The sequence below is a fragment of the Bradyrhizobium sp. Kon58 genome, assembly GCF_055807455.1.
In genome coordinates this window covers 74,640-91,489 of record NZ_JBVVOT010000031.1, presented here as the reverse complement: position 1 = coordinate 91,489, position 16,850 = coordinate 74,640, and the positions used below count along the sequence as shown (strand labels likewise).

17 protein-coding genes and 1 pseudogene are annotated in these 16,850 nt (G+C 63.2%); 11 read left to right on the top strand and 7 right to left on the bottom strand.

The features are described from left to right. Positions 1-72: 72 nt before the first annotated feature. Positions 73-255, top strand: a pseudogene (locus AC0L20_RS33130) (hypothetical protein); the annotation flags it as partial. Between the two features lie 22 nt (positions 256-277). Here the strand turns inward: AC0L20_RS33130 and AC0L20_RS33125 are convergent. Beyond that, positions 278-634 (bottom strand): hypothetical protein, encoded by a 357-nt coding sequence (locus AC0L20_RS33125; protein WP_473294726.1) that lies wholly within the window; start codon positions 632-634, stop codon positions 278-280. Positions 635-682: 48 nt separating this feature from the next. On the opposite strand from AC0L20_RS33125, the gene AC0L20_RS33120 reads away from it, so the two are divergent. The 3 genes from AC0L20_RS33120 (at position 683) to AC0L20_RS33110 (ending at position 2,030) form a co-directional block, all read left to right on the top strand. Further along, on the top strand, positions 683-1,075 hold the full coding sequence (locus tag AC0L20_RS33120) for a hypothetical protein (RefSeq protein WP_473294725.1): 393 nt from the start codon (positions 683-685) through the stop codon (positions 1,073-1,075). 285 nt (positions 1,076-1,360) lie between these two features. After that, the gene (locus AC0L20_RS33115) at positions 1,361-1,546 is read left to right on the top strand and encodes a hypothetical protein (protein WP_027519309.1); all 186 of its coding nucleotides are present in this window, start codon (positions 1,361-1,363) and stop codon (positions 1,544-1,546) included. A 142-nt stretch (positions 1,547-1,688) separates the two neighbouring features. Further along, a complete protein-coding gene (locus tag AC0L20_RS33110) occupies positions 1,689-2,030 on the top strand; it encodes a phasin (protein WP_007601491.1) in 342 nt (113 codons plus the stop codon). Between the two features lie 197 nt (positions 2,031-2,227). On the opposite strand, the gene AC0L20_RS33105 is transcribed toward AC0L20_RS33110, so the two are convergent. The 3 genes from AC0L20_RS33105 to AC0L20_RS33095 form a co-directional block, all read right to left on the bottom strand. Next, entirely contained in the window at positions 2,228-2,545 is a 318-nt protein-coding gene (locus tag AC0L20_RS33105; protein WP_473294724.1) for a c-type cytochrome, read from the bottom strand. Positions 2,546-2,837: 292 nt separating this feature from the next. Continuing rightward, positions 2,838-3,668, bottom strand: coding sequence for an alpha/beta fold hydrolase (locus AC0L20_RS33100; RefSeq protein WP_247402863.1), 831 nt, complete (start codon positions 3,666-3,668; stop codon positions 2,838-2,840). Positions 3,669-3,822: 154 nt separating this feature from the next. Beyond that, positions 3,823-5,619 (bottom strand): ShlB/FhaC/HecB family hemolysin secretion/activation protein, encoded by a 1,797-nt coding sequence (locus AC0L20_RS33095; protein ID WP_473294723.1) that lies wholly within the window; start codon positions 5,617-5,619, stop codon positions 3,823-3,825. Between the two features lie 129 nt (positions 5,620-5,748). On the opposite strand from AC0L20_RS33095, the gene AC0L20_RS33090 reads away from it, so the two are divergent. Together AC0L20_RS33090 and AC0L20_RS33085 are read left to right on the top strand one after the other, a co-directional pair. Continuing rightward, positions 5,749-7,029, top strand: a complete 1,281-nt coding sequence (locus tag AC0L20_RS33090) for a FecR family protein (RefSeq protein WP_473294722.1) — start codon at positions 5,749-5,751, stop codon at positions 7,027-7,029. Between the two features lie 58 nt (positions 7,030-7,087). Then, a complete protein-coding gene (locus tag AC0L20_RS33085) occupies positions 7,088-9,829 on the top strand; it encodes an EAL domain-containing protein (RefSeq protein WP_473294721.1) in 2,742 nt (913 codons plus the stop codon). Positions 9,830-9,847: 18 nt separating this feature from the next. Here the strand turns inward: AC0L20_RS33085 and AC0L20_RS33080 are convergent, their stop codons facing one another. Then, positions 9,848-10,132 (bottom strand): hypothetical protein, encoded by a 285-nt coding sequence (locus AC0L20_RS33080; protein ID WP_456768903.1) that lies wholly within the window; start codon positions 10,130-10,132, stop codon positions 9,848-9,850. Between the two features lie 243 nt (positions 10,133-10,375). Here AC0L20_RS33080 and rocF point away from each other — a divergent pair, with 243 nt between their 5' ends. From rocF to AC0L20_RS33060, 4 genes are all read left to right on the top strand, one after another. Beyond that, entirely contained in the window at positions 10,376-11,353 is a 978-nt protein-coding gene (gene rocF, locus AC0L20_RS33075) for an arginase (RefSeq protein WP_473294720.1), read from the top strand. Positions 11,354-11,514: 161 nt separating this feature from the next. Continuing rightward, positions 11,515-12,786 (top strand): sulfite dehydrogenase, encoded by a 1,272-nt coding sequence (gene soxC, locus AC0L20_RS33070; protein WP_473294719.1) that lies wholly within the window; start codon positions 11,515-11,517, stop codon positions 12,784-12,786. Continuing rightward, positions 12,773-13,315 carry a c-type cytochrome gene (locus AC0L20_RS33065; RefSeq protein WP_473294718.1) on the top strand — a complete coding sequence of 181 codons (543 nt, stop codon included), beginning with the start codon at positions 12,773-12,775 and terminating at the stop codon, positions 13,313-13,315. The genes soxC and AC0L20_RS33065 overlap by 14 nt, the downstream gene beginning before the upstream one ends. Before the next feature lie 108 nt (positions 13,316-13,423). Beyond that, positions 13,424-13,708: a hypothetical protein gene (locus AC0L20_RS33060; RefSeq protein WP_473294717.1), complete on the top strand. Its 285-nt coding sequence runs from the start codon at positions 13,424-13,426 to the stop codon at positions 13,706-13,708. Between the two features lie 6 nt (positions 13,709-13,714). On the opposite strand, the gene AC0L20_RS33055 is transcribed toward AC0L20_RS33060, so the two are convergent. Next, the gene (locus AC0L20_RS33055; protein WP_473294716.1) at positions 13,715-14,929 is read right to left on the bottom strand and encodes a mandelate racemase/muconate lactonizing enzyme family protein; all 1,215 of its coding nucleotides are present in this window, start codon (positions 14,927-14,929) and stop codon (positions 13,715-13,717) included. Positions 14,930-15,103: 174 nt separating this feature from the next. Here AC0L20_RS33055 and AC0L20_RS33050 point away from each other — a divergent pair, with 174 nt between their 5' ends. After that, positions 15,104-15,292 (top strand): hypothetical protein, encoded by a 189-nt coding sequence (locus tag AC0L20_RS33050; RefSeq protein ID WP_473294715.1) that lies wholly within the window; start codon positions 15,104-15,106, stop codon positions 15,290-15,292. Between the two features lie 154 nt (positions 15,293-15,446). On the opposite strand, the gene AC0L20_RS33045 is transcribed toward AC0L20_RS33050, so the two are convergent. After that, complete coding sequence (locus AC0L20_RS33045) at positions 15,447-16,733, bottom strand: NRAMP family divalent metal transporter (protein WP_473294714.1); 1,287 nt, start codon at positions 16,731-16,733, stop codon at positions 15,447-15,449. Positions 16,734-16,850: the final 117 nt, after the last annotated feature.

Here is a 16,850-nt window from a genome sequence, read left to right as displayed (position 1 = left end):
CGCGCAGACATCTTCCTGTCTGCAATCTTGCTCGCAGCCGCAATCTCATGGTGGGCTAAATGAGTCCGGACCCTAGTGCACGACGTGTTGGTGCTGGGCCTGACTATGGACGAGATCGGCCAGCGTCGCGCCGTTCGTACGCAACGCTGGACCGACTATTTTTCCCGACGTTTTCGTGAATGCCTGGACCGGTTGGCACTGATCTACGGCTTTGCGACGGAAACGGGGACACTGCGTGCAGGGCAGCGCAGATGACAAGGGCGCGCCGGTCTGCTGCTTAGGGATGCGGTAGGATCTGGTAGGTCGTGGCATACGGCTCGACCCGGAGCGACGCGTTGGCCAGAAGCCCGATTCTGGCGGTCGGCGCTTGCTGCAATTCGCCGTTCGGACCGCGATGCACGTTGTATTGCCAGACGGTGAGATCGCCCTTCTGTGCCAGAGCATGTGCAACGGCGCTGGCATCATTGCCGCCGAGCGCCTGAAGCTCCTCGGTCGACAATCCGACGACGATTTCGTCCTTGATGGTGACGATCTTGAACAGGTTCATCCTGGTCTCCTGCGCCCATGCGCCTTGTATCGAGAAGGTGAGAAGCGCGACTGCGGCGCCCTTGATGAGATCGCAGCGAGAAAGCATGCCGTCGTCCTTTGGTTCTGGGGCGCCGAATCGATCAATGCATCGGCCATGGCGCCCGTGATCTGTGACTGTTTCGACACCGCTTTGTCGTTTGCTCCTCAAAAACGGTTCACCGCCGGAAACAAATGCAGCCCGATGAATTCTGATGCGAAGAGGCGAGTCCAAGTCCAAGAGCTCGATGGGGCGAGTTTAGATGAATCCAAACGCCATGGTCTGTCTCTTGGTTCAGAAGGCCGCGCTGTGGCTGCCGATCCATGGCCCGAGATCGACGTCTATTTCGTGAACGATACAACCGCCGACGCCGGACTCAACAATTACGTGCATGCGCTGAAGAAGCACTGGTTCGGGTCCACCAATGTCCATTCACATCTGAAACAAGACGAAACAAGGCGTCGATTGACGGCGATCGAGGCTGCATGCCTGATCGATGACGCTTCTTGACGCAGGTGGGTGACGGCCGGCCATATTCCTGTTATCCGGAATTGCCGTGGCGCGATGCAGACGAAGCATCGCTGGGTCAACTGTTGGGCTTGCCGGAGGGGTTGTTTCTTGACATAGTTGCAACCTTTTCAAGTGTGCCCGCTTGCACATGTAGCTCGGCGTGCGAACACCGGGCTTCCCCCGGACGAAAGCGCGCCGTCGCCATGGCGTCCGGTTGTGGCGTTCGGTTCTTAGGTGGGACCTCGATGTTGGATCACGAAGTCCGATGCTTGTCATAGGTACGAGATGAAGAACCTCAATTTCGCAGCTGAGCTGCACCTCAAGCTCGGCGCGCCTGCAAGCGGTACTGTCGAAAGCCTGCGCCTGCTCCGCGCCTTTCTGAAGCTCGCGCCCCGGCAGCGTTTCGAGGTCATCAAGCTCGTCGAAGACCTCGCCACCGAAGAATCCCTTCCCGAACACCCCCTGTCCTGAGCCGGCCTGCGCGCTGGCCTTACCCCTTGCCTTTCGTTTTCCTGCCAGAGCCGGCCGCCGGGCGACGTCTTCCCCGGCCTGGACGCTGGCAGGCGATCCGGCAAGTGTGGTATTCAGTTCTGAAAACGGGAGGAGTGCGACCATGATCGAACCGAAGCTCGAAGTTCCGGCCGAACTGCGCGACCTGGCCGAGAAGACGATTGACCAGGCGGAAAAAGCATTCGGCATGTTTTTCGAAGCCGCCACCAAATCGATGACGACCGTTCCGGGCGCGGGGGCGGACGTGTCGAAGCAGGCGCTCGCTTTCACCGAGCAGAACATGAAGTCGGCGTTCGAGCATGCCCGCAAGCTCGTCCATGCGACCGACCTTCAGGAGGCGATGCGAATCCAATCGGATTTCCTGCGCAGCCAGTTCACCAGTGCCGGAGACCACATGCGCCAGATGACCGGCAGTCTCATGCAGCCAGGGAAGGGCAAGTCCTGATTCTCGGTGCGTTCCCGACGCGTCCAGAGATTGGACTTGCGCGGGCGTGAATATCCGCACGTCGATGTAGGTACCGGTCCATGATGGGCCGTCGAACGGACCTCATTCGCCGCCCATCATCCCTTCTGCTGATCCCTGTCGGTTCTCAGGCAGGGATAAGCATTTGTCGCGGGTGTCTTGACCGATCGGAGGCTCTGCTAGCGCAGCGATGCGATGTAGGCCGCGATATCGCCGGCTTCGATCCGGCTCAAGGGGAAATTCGGCATCTTCGGGTGCGGGTCTAGCAGGAAAAAGGCGAGCCTTTCCGAACTGAAGTCAGGCCTGCGCGCAACGGACGCGAAGGAGGGGACGTCGGCGCTCGCCTGGGTCTGGCCGTTCGCCACGACATGGCAGCTGGCGCACCAGCGCCTCGCAAGGTCGGCGCCGTGATCTGCATCGGCGGCGAGAGCGGACGACGTGCACACGCTCGAGGCCACTGCAACCAGCAGACAGATTCGTCTCAACTGCCGGTGCATAGGGCAACCCTGTGTGTTGTTGGCTCGCGACGTCGTCCTCATCCGCAACACGAACCCGGAAACTGCGAGAGGTCGATGCGGGCGATGATCGACCGCAGCAGCCTGCGGGCCGAACGATAGAGATGCCGGGCGAATCTCGGCGTTCTTGCCGCAGGCAGGGCAAAGCTTGTCGTAGCGAGTCTTTTCGTATCAAGGCTTCCGATGGAGTACGACACGAGCCTCTCCGAGGTGGCGAGGCCCTTTCTAGCGTGGTCAGCTCGCGGCAGCCTTGATCTGCCGCAAAGGGGCCGGACTAATAGTCGCCGGGGTTCATGATCATCGGGCTTCGTGTATCGGCCGGGGCGAGCGCGCTACTGGCACTGTCGCGCAGGAAGCGGTCGAGTGTCGCCTGGATCTTCTCCTTGACCGCATCGGGACCGCGATCGCTCATCTCGGTATGCTGCGCACCAGTGTGGATAATGTCGATGCCGCGCGCCTTGGCCTCTTCCGGCGTCGGCAGCACGCCGGGATCGGTTACGAAATGCGGATCCTTCGAGCGGAACGACAGGATCTTCATGTTGTCGCTAAGCACGAAAGGTACCCGCAGATTGTCCAGCGTGATCACTTTCGACACCAGCTCCGGGTGCTGATGGGCGACATACATCGAAACGTCGCCACCGTTGGAATGCCCGACGAGCGTGATGTGGTCGTAGTCGGCGTTCTCCTGCCGCCGCTTCAACTCGCCCAAGGTGAAGAGGATGTTGGCCTCGCAGCGGATATAGACCTCGCGTCGGCCGACATATTGCTGGCCGGCCTTGGTCATCAGCGGCGGGTCGCTCGGCAGATCCTGCTGGATGCTGGCGACGAGATAACCGCGTGCGGCGAGCACGTTGGCGAGGAAGGAATATTCGGTGGCCTTGACGGTATTGCCGTTGCTGATGATGGCGAGCGGGAGCTTCCAGAGGCCGAGATTGGCCTTGGTCTCGTAATCGCGCCGTACAGCGATTTCGACCGCAATCGGCCGCTGGCGCGCGGCGTCGAACAGGGTCAAAACCTCATGTCGGATCGCGAACCGGCTGACGACGAAATACTGGCCGACGCCGAGGACACAGAGAAACGCCAGAACAGCAAAAACCTTTTTCATGGTTCCGTCTCAAATCACTTTTGACTGAACATGGCCATTGGGAACTCCCGGATCGAGCGATCGTGAGCAGGTTACGGGATTAAATTTAGGCAAGTCTGTGAGCCGCGCCCCAAAGAGCCGCATGCCCGGGGCCATAGCGCGAAGGACAAGGGGTTTACAGACAGCCGCCCTTGCCGCGTTCGGGGCAGAGCCGCAGCGCGCTTGACAGAGTAAACAGGAAGCGGGGGCTGCGGCGGTCGTTGTCGGGCGCCCGGTAGCTCAGGGGGACGGCCACGCCGAGATCGGCTTGGAAATCGTCCGGCAGGAAGAACCGCACGCCAGCTCCGGCCGAGGTCAGCGACAGGCCGTCGCTCAGGCGGTAACCGTCGTTCCAGACGGCGCCGGCGTCGCCGAAGGCATAGAGCTGATAGCCGGTCCAGTAGCGGTAGTTGAGTTTCTGGTCGAAGCGCAGTTCGAGAGAGCCGGCAAGACCGTTGTCCCCGCTGATCTCTGCTGCGCCATAGCCGCGCCCGAAGGCAGCGCCACCGAGATAGAATTGCTGCGAGGTGAACAGCGGCCGTGACGCCGCCTGGCTCGCAGCGGAAAGCTTGAGCGACCAGACGTCGTTGAGCGTCTGGTAGCGCGTGAACCAGAGGTTTAGCACCGAGAAGTTCGATGACGCGCCATCGCGCGACAAAAGATCGTCGTCGAAATGCGAGGCACCGAAGATGTCGAGGCCCTGGCGGTAGGTCAGCGTCGCAAAGTTGGTGCCGCCGAACTGGTCCTGAAGCCGGTAGTCGGCGGTCAGGCTCACGGTCCTGATGTGGTCGTTGTACCAGGGGCCGTAAAGGTCATGCTCGGACACGTTGCTGAAGGTCGTCGCTGCGGTCAGGGTCAACGAGGAGGATTGCGACTGCAATGGGACGATGCTGGCACGCAGCTCGAACGCCTCGGTCGTGGTGATGTCGCTGTCGAGGCGGCGGGCATCGCCCGGCCTGACCGCGCTGTACAGGACGGACCCGCCGAGACGCACACCGTCGACACCGACCGGTGCATCGTAGGACAGCCGTGCGAAGCCAAGCTGGCGGGGGTCGTTGGCGATGGTCGACAGATTGACCGCCAGCGTGTCGCCGGGCGTGAGATAGGAGTTGAACGCGCCGGTCGCATAGGTCTGCCACGGACCGACTGATGATGAGCCGAGATTGTCCAGACCGAATGAGGAGAAGACGTGCCAGGTCTTCAAATAGACGATGAGGCGGAATCGGCCGGTTGCAGTGCCGACCTCCTCCAGTGCGGTATCGGAGATCCGGACGCCAGGTCTGCCGTTGATGAGAAAGAGCTGACGTTCCAGCGTTGCCAGGCGCGACGGTTGCTCAGCCAGAACCGGCCCAAGCATCGGTCGCACGCCGAACTGCTCGGCGCCGTCGCCTTTCAGTTCGGCCTGCACGATAGCGCCTTCGACCACCTGGATCCGGAGCAGGCCGTCGGCAATGTCCTGCGGCGGCACGATCGCGCGGCTCAAGTGAAAACCATCGGCCCGGTAGAGATCGCTGATAGCACCGGCGATCGCGGCGAGATCGGCCTGCGAAACCTTCTTGCCGACATAGGGCTGATAGACCGCGGCGATGCGATCGGGGGAAACGGCCCGGGCTCCGCTGACGTTGATGCCGCGCAGCACGAACTGAGGCTTGGTATCGCCGCCGGTGTTGGGCTGGCCGACTGTCGGCAGCCTGACCGGAGGGCGGGTCAGCGATTCCCGCTCGGTTTGGTTTTCAAAATATTTCTCAGGCTGGCGCGGATCGAAGCCCGGCTGGTTCGCCTGCTGTGCGAAAGCCTGAGGAACTCCCGTGAAAAAAGGGGCTAACAGCGCCAATGTGGTAACGAGATGCCGCTTCCCGACGCGCGCGACGCGACCGTCCCCGTAGTTTGACGGAGATGTGCCCCTGATGCGGTAAGGGTTCGTTAGCCACATGATTTTTCATAGTTTTTTATGGTCAATGAACCGTTAACGCGACCGCTCCGCTGGCCGCTTCCCGCTAATCCTATGTTGAGTGATTTCGGATACCCCTCAGGCTGGCTGTAACGCGGACTGAGGATCGTCATGCTGAGCAAAATTGGAATGCGGTGCGCCTTCGCGGCTGCGCTGATCCTGGGAACGGCTTCCGGCGCATCCGCCGCCGACGATGGCGTCTGGTCGGTCGGCAAAGCCACCGGCGAGGTCTGGGTCGCCACCAGCGGCGCGCAGCAGGTCTCGTTGAATCAGCAGGAGGCGCTCAAGCCCGGCGACACCATTCGCACCGGACGTAATGGCCGCGTGCTGCTCGTCCGCGGCGAGGAGACGATCCTGATCTCTCCCAACTCGGTGGTCGGCTTGCCGACCGAGAGCAAGGAGGGCCTATCGACCACCATCATCCAGCAGGCAGGTTCGATCCTGCTCGAGGTCGAGAAGCGCAACGTCAAGCATTTCGAGGTCGAGACGCCATATCTCGCCGCTGTCGTGAAGGGAACGCAGTTCAGCGTCACCGTGAATGCGGGCAGCACCAAGGTCGGTGTGCTTCGCGGCCAGGTCGAGGTCTCCGACTTCAAGACGGGACAGATCGCCCAGGTCCTGCCGGGGCAGGCCGCCACCGTATTTGAGCATGGCAAGCCTGGTCTCAGCCTGAGCGGCGCCGGAACCTTCAATCCGATCGAGCACGGCAAGCCTCGCGCCTCGAGCATCGAGCGCGTCCCCGTGCCGAAATCGGGCCTGCCGGCGCCGCGCAACGGGGCGAATGGCCACATGATCCATGCGCTCGGGCCGATCGATAAGGGCACCAAGGCGGCTGGCGCGCCGAAGCAATCGCATCAGGCGGCCGGAGCTCACGCGTCCAAGGGCGGTGCTGCAAAGCCTGGCGTCGTGCGCATCTCGAATTCGCTCGGCGAGGTCAAGCTGAACGTCCACAAGGTCACGCACGGGCTCGCCCACGGCGGCGGTGCCCCCGGACAGGTGCGCAACGCGCACGCCAGCACCGAGACGGTCTGGAGCGACTCGAAACCGGGCACGAACGCATCCAACAGCACCGTCCAGACTGCGGTCACCACAAGCAGCGGCGTGACAGCTGGCAGCACCAGCTCGTCGGCTGCGAGCACGACAATAGCCGCGACCACGGCGGGTGCGTCCAGCGACGGCTCTGGCGGCGGCAGCGGAAATTCCGGTGGCAAGACCAACCCCGGCAATGGCAACTCCGGTAACGGCAATTCCGGCAATGGGAATTCCGGCAACGGTAACGGCAACAACGGTGCCACCGGTAACGGCAGGGGCAATAACGGTAACGGCAACGGCAATGGCGGCGGAAACGGCAGCAATGGCCACGGTAATGCCTTTGGCCACAACAAGCACTGAGGCGATTTCCTGGGGATGAGGGGCGCAACCGCAGAAGCGGGTGCGCGGGAGGATCGGAGTGAAGCGCTATCGTCCGCATATTCTAGTCGTGACCGCACTGGCGATCGTGCTGTCCACGGGGTGGCATGGTGCGCTTCGCAACGCGCTGACCGACCTGCGGTTTGCCTGGCAATCGCGTGCCGCGAGCGGCAACGTCGTCGTGGTGGCCATTGACGCGCCCTCAATCGACCAGATCGGGGTATGGCCGTGGCCGCGCCGGCTGCACGCGGAACTGTTGCACAGGTTAGAGGCGGCGGGGGCACAGGACGTCGCTTTCGACGTCGATTTCAGCTCGCCATCCGATCCGGCCTCCGACGAGGCTTTCGTCAACGCGCTGCGTGAGGCCGGCGGCTCGACCATCCTGCCGTCCTTCAAGCAGCCGGCGCCGAATGGCGGCGCAGCTCACATCAATCGCCCCCTGAAGCCGTTTGGCAACCAGTCGTGGCCCGCGCTGGTCAATGTCGCCATCGAATCCGACGGGCTGGTTCGCCGATATCCGTTCGGCGAGAAGCTCGGCGATGCCCTGATGCCGTCAATGGCCGTCGTGCTGGCCGGGCAGGACGCCAATCGGCGGCCGCCTTTCCTGATCGATTTCAGCATTCGGGCGGGCTCCGTTCCGAGTGTCTCCTATGTCGACGTGCTCCGCGGCAACACGGCCACTCTCGATAAGCTGAGAGACAAGAAGGTCATCATTGGTGCGACGGCGCTCGAACTCGGCGACCGCTTCAGCGTTCCTAACGGGCGCATCATCTCCGGACCCATCCTCCAGGCGCTGGCGGCGGAATCGATCCTGCAGAACCGGATGCTGCGCTGGACTTCCGATACCGGCATGATCCTGGGTCTCGCGGTGATCTGCCTGCTGATGGTGTATTCGTGGCGCCGCTTCGCATCGGGAATTCGCGTCGCAATCCTGATCTCGGCCGGGGCGGCCTTCGAGCTGGTTGCGATCCTCGTGCAGGCAAGATGGCCCTTCATCATCGACACATCGCTGTTCCACATCGCGATTGTCGCTTATCTGACGGCAATCGCACTCGACGAAATCGATTTCCGCGGTCTGCTGGGGCGCATCGCCGAAAGCCGCTTTCATCGTATCGCGATGTCGCTCGGCGATGGCCTCGTCTGCACCGACGAAGGTCAGCTGATCACCGTGTGGAATCCCGGCGCCAGTGCGATCTTTGGTTATATGCCCGCCGAGATCATCGGCCGTCCGTTCGAAACGTTGTGCGCCGTGTCAGTGGACCGTGACGCGAGGCCGTCCATGCGAGATGCCGCGCGCCAGGCGCTCCTGGTTCCCGGCGGGGCGGTCGTCGTCGAGTTCGAAGGACGGCGCAAGAACGGTGAAATTTTCCCGGTCGAGGCGAGCTTCTCGGGCTGGCAGGGAACGGACGGCTTCCAGTACGGAGCCATCCTGCGCGATATCTCGGTCCGCAAGCGCGAGGCCGAACGCGTCAGATATCTCGCCGAGTACGACGCGCTGACCGGTCTGGTCAACCGCAACACGCTGCATGCCGGACTGGTCGACATGATTGCGGATGCGGGGCAGCGCCCTCGCGAGGTCGCACTGCTCGTGATCGGGCTCGACGGCTTCCAGAGCATCAACGACATGCTGGGTCATTCCGCCGGAGATCTCGTGCTGCAGGCGGTCGCTGGTCGCCTGAAAGCCGAGGCGCGCGACGGCGCTGTCGTTGCCCGGCTCAGCGGAGACGAATTCGCCATTGCGCGCAAAGGCGCCGATGGCGACGAGCCGATCGCAGAATTCGCCGAGCGCATCGCGCGCGCGTTCGAAGCGCCGCTTGCGACGGGCACGCGGCAGCATCGCGTCAGGATCAGCATCGGCGTCGCGGTCCATCCGGAAGGCGGACACAGCGCCGACGATCTCCTGAGCAACGGCCATCTTGCGCTGACCAAGGCAAAGCTGACGCGGCGCGGCGGTTATGTGGTCTTCGAGAGCGCGATCCGGCAGGAGCTGGAAAACCGGCTGACGCTCGAGAGCGAATTGGCGCTTGCCGCGGACCAGGGCGAGTTCGAGCTGTTCTACCAGCCCCAGGTTCGCCTGGTCGACGCCAGCTTGGTCGGAGCCGAAGCGCTCATCCGTTGGCGGCATCCCGTGCGCGGCTACGTTTCGCCGGGAGAGTTCATGCCGGTGGTCAATAGCTCAGCCCTGTCCGAGCGGATCGGAAACTGGGTGATGGAGACCGCCTGCCGGCAGGCACGCGCCTGGGAATTGTCCGGCGACAGAGTGCGGGTCGCGATCAATTTGTCGCCCTCGCAGATCCACTCCGGCGATCTCGCGCATTCGGTTGCGGGGATGCTCGAAGCGACGGGGCTCACGCCGTCGCTGCTCGAGCTCGAGGTCACCGAGGACATCCTGCTTCATGACGAAGCCCGCGTGCTCGACATGTTCAAACGCATCCAGCAGCTCGGCGTCCGCGTTCTGTTCGACGATTTCGGCACTGGCTATGCGAGCCTGAGCTATCTGAAGAAGTTTCCGCTCGACGGGCTCAAGATCGACCGGTCGTTCGTGCTCGGTCTGCTCGCGAACTCCGACGATGCCGCGATCGTCGGGTCGACCATCGGCCTCAGCAAACAGCTCGGACTGACGGTCGTGGCCGAGGGCATCGAGAATCGCGCTACGGCCGATTTCCTGGTGAGCATGGGATGCGAGGAAGGCCAAGGCTATTTCTTCGGCCGTCCGATGCCGGCGGAAGCATTCGAGCGGCAATTCCTCGCAGCCGAGTGCGAAGCCGTCAGCGCCGCCTGAACGGGGCCCGCTCGATTTCTAGCGCCGACGCGCGACCGCGACCCCGAACAGGAAAGCAACGAACAGGCTGGCGAGTGGCGCTTCGCGCGTGATCGCAGCGACGGTCGCGAGGGGCCGGCCCGGCTTTCGCGCTTCGTCGATAGCAGCGGTCATGCGGTCGACAGCTGCATGCAGGCCACCCGCGACTTCACCAATGGTGCGGGATACGTCCGTCGCGGCATCGATGGCGCGCTCGGCCATGCCAGGATGTGAGGTGGACTGCGGGATCTCCGTGCTCAAGTGCGCGACCTCCGGGCTGATCATGTGACGGAGGCCGATACCTTTGGCTATCCGCGCGAGCGCTCGTTCTGAACAGCGGGTCAGATGACCTTTGGCTATCCGCGACAGGCGCCGTGGTTTTTACGGCGGGTACCGGCCTTGAATGAGCAATTCGGCGCGCGGGCATTTGTTCCGAAGCGATGCGCCCCTGCGCGGACCGCCCCCGTGAAACGACGGATGCGAATCTCTGTTAGGCTGGCTCAATCTTGCTGATCTCAGGAGGCAGCTGTGACCGACCGGACCACGACGGATCGAGCCCGGCGCATCGCCTTGCTCGGTGCTCCCATCGACATGGGGGCTTCGCAGCGCGGTACCCTGATGGGCCCTGCGGCGCTCCGCACCGCCGGCCTTGCGACGCTGCTCGAGAGCTTGGATTTCGAGGTCGTCGATTGCGGCGATCTCTCGGTGGCCGAGCTCCGGGATCTCGCAGACAGGCCCCCGGACAAAGCCAATCACTACCGCGAAATCCAACGATGGACGCGCGTGCTGAGCCGCAGAGGCTACGAGATCGCGAAAACCGGCGCGCTGCCGATTTTTCTCGGCGGCGATCACACGTTGTCAATGGGATCGGTGAATGCCATGGCCCGTCACTGGCAGGAGCGCGGACGCGAACTGTTCGTGCTCTGGCTCGATGCCCATGCCGACTACAACACGCCAGAGACGACGATCACCGCGAACATGCACGGCATGTCGGCGGCATTCCTTTGCGGTGAACCCGGCCTCGACGGATTGCTGGGCGACGATCCGCGCGCCTCGATCGATCCCGACAGGCTCGACCTGTTCGGCGCGCGCTCGATCGACAAGCTCGAAAAAGAGTTGATGCGCTCGCGCCGGATCAGGGTTGTCGACATGCGCCAGATCGACGAATTCGGCGTCGCCGTGCTGATCCGCCGCGTCATCGAGCGCGTCAGGGCCAGCAACGGCGTACTGCATGTCAGCTTCGACGTCGATTTTCTCGACCCCTGCGTCGCACCTGGCGTGGGCACGACGGTGCCGGGTGGAGCGACCTATCGCGAGGCGCATCTGATCATGGAGCTCCTGCACGATTCCGGCTTAGTCGGTTCAGTCGACATCGTCGAGCTCAATCCGTTCCTCGACGAGCGTGGCCGCACCGCGCGCACCGCGGTCGAATTGATCGGCAGCCTGTTCGGCCAGCAGATCGCCGACCGGCCGACCCCGAGCAATGCGATCGCGCCGGGCGAGTGACGGACAAGCCGTTTGTGCGTTGCGAAGAAGAGAATTGCCGTCGCCGCCACCGGATTTAGATCAGTCCAGATCGAAATCGCCTGTTTTTGAAACAGGTGCGAATTGCAAATGCTCGTCGCAGAATGTTTCATGCGGGTCGCGCTTCAACCGAGGATCCGCAAATGAGCCGCACGTTCGACGCCGCCGACAAACCAGCGGGGACGACTCGCCGCCGCTTTCTGCGCGGCAGTGCTGCCGCTGCGGGTGGTACTGTCCTGGGCGCCGGCGCATCGATTGCCGCCGGGACCGACAACCTTCCACCCAACATTCCCGAATGGATGAAGGTGCCCGGCGAACCGACGGGGGGCCAGCTCTACGGCGCGCCATCGTCGTTCGAGAAGGGCGTCGTTAAGAACATCTCGAAGACTCTCAAGCAGTACATCTCGGCCTCCAGCCGGACGCCATTGCAGGAGCTCGACGGCATCATCACGCCGAATGGACTGTTCTACGAGCGGCATCATGGCGGCGTTCCGACCATCGATCCGGCCCAGCACCGGTTGATGCTGCACGGGCTGGTCGAGCGCCCGCTGATCTTCACAATGGACGATCTCAGGCGTTTCCCGTCGGAATCGCGCGTCCACTTTCTCGAATGCTCCGGCAATCCCGGCTACAGCAAGCCTTACGGCAAGACAGCGTCGGACCTTGTGGGTCTGGTGAGTTGTGCAGAATGGACCGGCGTCAGCCTCAAGCTGGTGCTGCAAGAGGCCGGGCTGAAGCCGGAAGCCAAATGGGTCGTTGCCGAGGGCGCCGACGCGGCTGCGCTGACCCGCAGCATCCCGATCGAGAAATGCCTTGAGGACGCCATGCTGGTCTACAGCCAGAACGGCGAGCGGCTGCGCCCGCAGCAGGGCTATCCGCTGCGGTTGTTCCTGCCGGGCTTCGAGGGCAATATGAGCGTGAAGTGGCTGCGCCGCCTGCATGTGGCGGCTGAGCCAGTTTATTCGCGCGAGGAGACCTCGAAATACACCGACCTTCTGCCGGACGGCACAGCGCGTGAATTTTCGTTCTACATGGAGGCGAAGTCGATCATCACACGGCCCTCGGGCGGCCAACGTCTGAGCGCGCCTGGCTTCCACGAGATCACCGGCATCGCCTGGAGCGGGCATGGCAAGATCGCGCGCGTCGAAGTGTCCGTCGACGAGGGAAAAAGTTGGCAAAGCGCGCAATTGCAGGAGCCGGTGCTGACGCGTGCGTTGACGCGTTTTCGCGTCCCCTGGCGCTGGGACGGCAAGCCTGCCCTAATCCAGAGCCGTGCCATCGACGAGACCGGCTATGTGCAGCCGACGCTCTCCGAGTTGCTCGCGGTACGCGGCGAGAACTATTTCTACCACAACAACGCGATCTGGCCGTGGCGCATCGCGGCCGACGGCGAGGTGACCAATGCGCTGGCGTGAGACTTGCGGCATTGCTGTCGCCATCGTGCTGTGTGCGTTCGCGAGCGGAGCGCAAGCACAAAGCCTGTACGGCCTCGGACGCCCCGCGACAGCTGCGGAGATCGCGGGCTGGAATATCGACATCGGACGCGACGGCAGCAATCTGCCGAAGGGAAGTGGCTCGGTCAGCCATGGGCGCGAGGTGTTCGCCCAGCAATGTGCATCATGTCACGGCGACAAGGGCGAGGGCGGGCTCGGTGACCGGCTCGTCGGTGGGCAGGGCACGATCGCAACGCCAAAGCCGATCCGCACGGTCGGTAGCTATTGGCCGTATGCGCCGACGCTGTTCGACTACATCCGCCGCGCGATGCCGCAGAACGCGCCGCAATCGTTAAGCGATGAGGAGGTTTATGCGGTCTCCGCGTACATCCTGAACCTGAATGGACTGGTAGGAGCGGATGCGACGCTCGATGCCAAATCGCTTGCGGCTGTCAAAATGCCGAACCGCGACCGGTTCGTCGGCGATACCCGGCCGGATGTGAAACACTGAACGCCGTGCGGCGTTCAGGTTCCTCGCTTGGAACTTGCTTGGCCATGGGCGGAACTCGCAGGACCCGATTGCATTAACCTGCGAGAGGAAAAACCTATGGATCCCACGATGGCAACGGATCGCTTCGCAAATTCCATGTCCTCAGCGCTTCGCCATCCCGGCGTGATCGCGTTGATTGTGGCCGCGGTGACGATTGCTGCGATGCTCATCGTCGATCACGGACCATGGAATCGGGCCAAGACGCAGCCCGCCCACGTTGCGATGTACGCAACCACGGGCGAAGCCGCGCGCGCCGCAGGCGCCGCAGTGCTCCCGACCGAACCGAAATCACCGATCGAGCCGGCGCGGCCGGGGCCAAAGACGTCCCCGACCGTCAATCCAGTGACGCCGTAAGACGCTCTAGCCCTTGCGGCCGTAGTTGAGCAATCCGCCGCTGGTCTTGGGCGGATGCGCGCGAAGGGCTTCCTCGTTCGGATCGGTGCCCCAGCCGGGCCGGTCCGGAATGATCAGATGGCCGTTCTGAATTTCAGGCTCATGCGTGAAAAGCTCGCGGTCCCACGCCAGGCGATCGATGTCGATCTCCATGATGCGCAGGTTCGGCACGGCGGCGCAGAAATGCGCGTTCATCATCGAGCAAAGATGACCGTAGAAATTATGCGGCGCAACGTTGACTTCGAACGCTTCCGCAGCGGCTGCGATCTTCATCGACTGCCAGACGCCGTTCCAGGGCGTGTCGATGATTGCGACGTCCATGGCTTGTTCGCGGAAATAGGGCAGGAATTCCCGCAAGCCCAATAGCGTCTCGCAGGACGAGATCGGATGCGGACTTTGCCTGCGGATGTAACCGAGCGCTTCCGGATTGAAACTGTCGATCTCGATCCAAAACATGTCGAGGTCCGCAATGGTGCGCAGGATCTCCAGATAGCCCTCGGTCTTGGCGTTGAAGTTGCAGTCAAGCAGGATGTCGACATCAGGGCCTGCACCGTCGCGGATCGCTTCCAGATGCATGCGCAGGTCGCGCAGGATCTTGCGATCGACGTTGATTTCGGGGGCGAAGGGCGAGCCGAAGCCCGGTCGCCAACCGGTTGGCTTGCCGTCGTCGTAGGAGAAAATGTTGGTCTTGAGCGCGGTGAACTTGTTCTCGCGGACCTCGCGTCCAATTGCCTTGACGCCGTCGAGGTTCTCGATCGGCGGTTTGTACCAGGACGGATGATTGATCCGCCACGTCGCGCAATGCGACCAATAGACCCTGACACGGTCGCGGATCTTGCCCCCGAGCAGTTCGTAGCAGGGCACACCGAGACACTTCGCCTTGGCATCGAGCAGCGCATTCTCGATCGCGCCGAGCGCCTGCGCCACCACGCCGCCGGCGGCGGGACGCGTGGCCGCGAACAGCTCTGCGTAGATGCGCTCGTGCCGGAAGACGTTCTGCCCGACGACGCGGGCGGACAGGCGCTGGATCGCAGCACCGACGCCGGGCGAGCCGAAGCCCTCGTCGAACTCGCTCCATCCGACGATGCCGTCCTCGGTCGTCAGCTTGACGAAGTGGTAGTTTCTCCAGCCGGCGTCGCAGGCGAGAATTTCGAGACTCGTTGCTTTCGACGATTTGGTCATGTCGCTCCCTGTGACCCGGCTGGGTCCTTTTTTGTTTTGGCCGGCTCGCAAGCCCCGCTCCAGCCGCAACTGTTAAGCTAATGGCCCTGCGCAGTGAAGCCCGGGGAGCTGCGCCGGGGGCGCTTTGCCGCCTTTCTTCGGCGGGAAAGTCCGCGGAATCCGGTGGGGACAGCCATGATCTTTCCCGGGATCGTCCTGAAAAGGGACCATGCTTTGACGTTTTTGGCCACAATCGGGATCGACCCTCCGGCCATGAAAGTTCTGGCTGTGATTTCGATCCTGGCGCTGCTCACGGTGAGTGGAGCCGCCATTTCCGATCAGTTTCTGACGGCCGATCAGCACGCCGCGCACGGGGTGGAATAGCGCGGCGGGCGGAGATGCTTTTTGTCTTGGGGGAGACAGCGATGCTTTCGATCGACCAATTCCTGCGCTTCATCAGCGTGCCGGCCGTGTTCGCGGCCCTCGTCATCGCCTCGCAGATATCGGCCGCCTTGTCGCAAGGTTAGTGAAAGGCTGGTCAGCCGATCGCGGACGAGCCGAGCAGGGCCAGCACGGCCAGCGCCATCAGCGCGGTGCCGAGCCAGCCCAGCGCGACGAGCCATGAGCGGCCCTTGAAGCGGCCCATGATCGCCTTGCTCGACACGATCAGCATCATCATGGCCATGATCGGAACGGCGACGATGCCGTTGAGCACGGCGCTCCAGACCAGCATGTGGATCGAGTCGATCCCGGTAAACCCTAGGCCGAAGCCGATCGCGGTCGCCGCGGCGATGATGGTGTAGAAGCCGACCGCCTCGTCTGGCTTCGCCTCCAGCGTCGCGCGCCAGCCGAAGATCTCCGCCACGCCGTAAGCGGCCGAGCCCGCCAGCACGGGAATCGCGAGCAGGCCGGTGCCGATGATGCCGGTCGCGAACAGGGCGAAGGTGAAGTCGCCGGCGAGCGGCCGCAGCGCTTCGGCGGCCTCCGTCGCCGAATTGATGTTGGTGACGCCGTTCGCGTGCAGCACCGAGGCGGTGGTGAGGATGATGAAGAAGGCGATGCCGTTGGAGAGCAGCATGCCGGAGAGGGTGTCGGCCCGGATGCGCGCCAGCTCCGGACTGCCGCCGCGCTTCAGCTCGCGCAACGGCTTGTCGCGCTTGCCCTGGTTCATCTCCTCGACCTCCTGCGAGGCCTGCCAAAAGAACAGATACGGGCTGATCGTGGTGCCGAGCACGGCGACGACCATCATGAAATAATCGGCGCTGACATTCGTCTTCGGCCACACCGCCGCGAGCAGCGCCGTGCTCCACGGGATCTCGACCGTGAAGGCAGTCGCGACATAGGCGAACAGCGCCAAGGTGAGAAATTTCAGCACCGGCGAATAGCGCCGATAGGGCAGGAACACCTGCAGCAGGGTCGAGCCCGCCGCGAAGATCAGCGCGTGCTCGTGGTTGAGGCCGCCGATCACGAGCGACAGCGCCTCCGCCATCGCGGCGATGTCGGCGGCGATGTTGAAGGTGTTGGCGGCGACGAGCATGGCGACGAGCGACAGCACCGCCCAGCGCGGCGCGATCTGCATGACGTTGGCTGCGAGCCCCTTGCCGGTGACACGGCCGATCCGGGCGCTGACGAGCTGGATGGCGATCATGAACGGCGTGGTCAGAAACACCGTCCAGAGCAGTCCGTAGCCGAATTGCGCGCCGGCCTGCGAATAGGTGGCGATGCCGGACGGATCGTCGTCGGCCGCCCCGGTGACGAGACCCGGCCCCAGCCTCTGCAATAGCGTCGGCGCGGATTTCGTGGGGGTGAGGGCATCGTCGGTCATGACAGGAGGGGTCCGGTCGGTCGCGTCCTTCACAAATGCTAATGAGGGAACAAGGTTCCCGGGCTCGCGGCAACGGGCTCCTCGCTGATTTCTGATAAAGCTAATCGCCTTTGACTC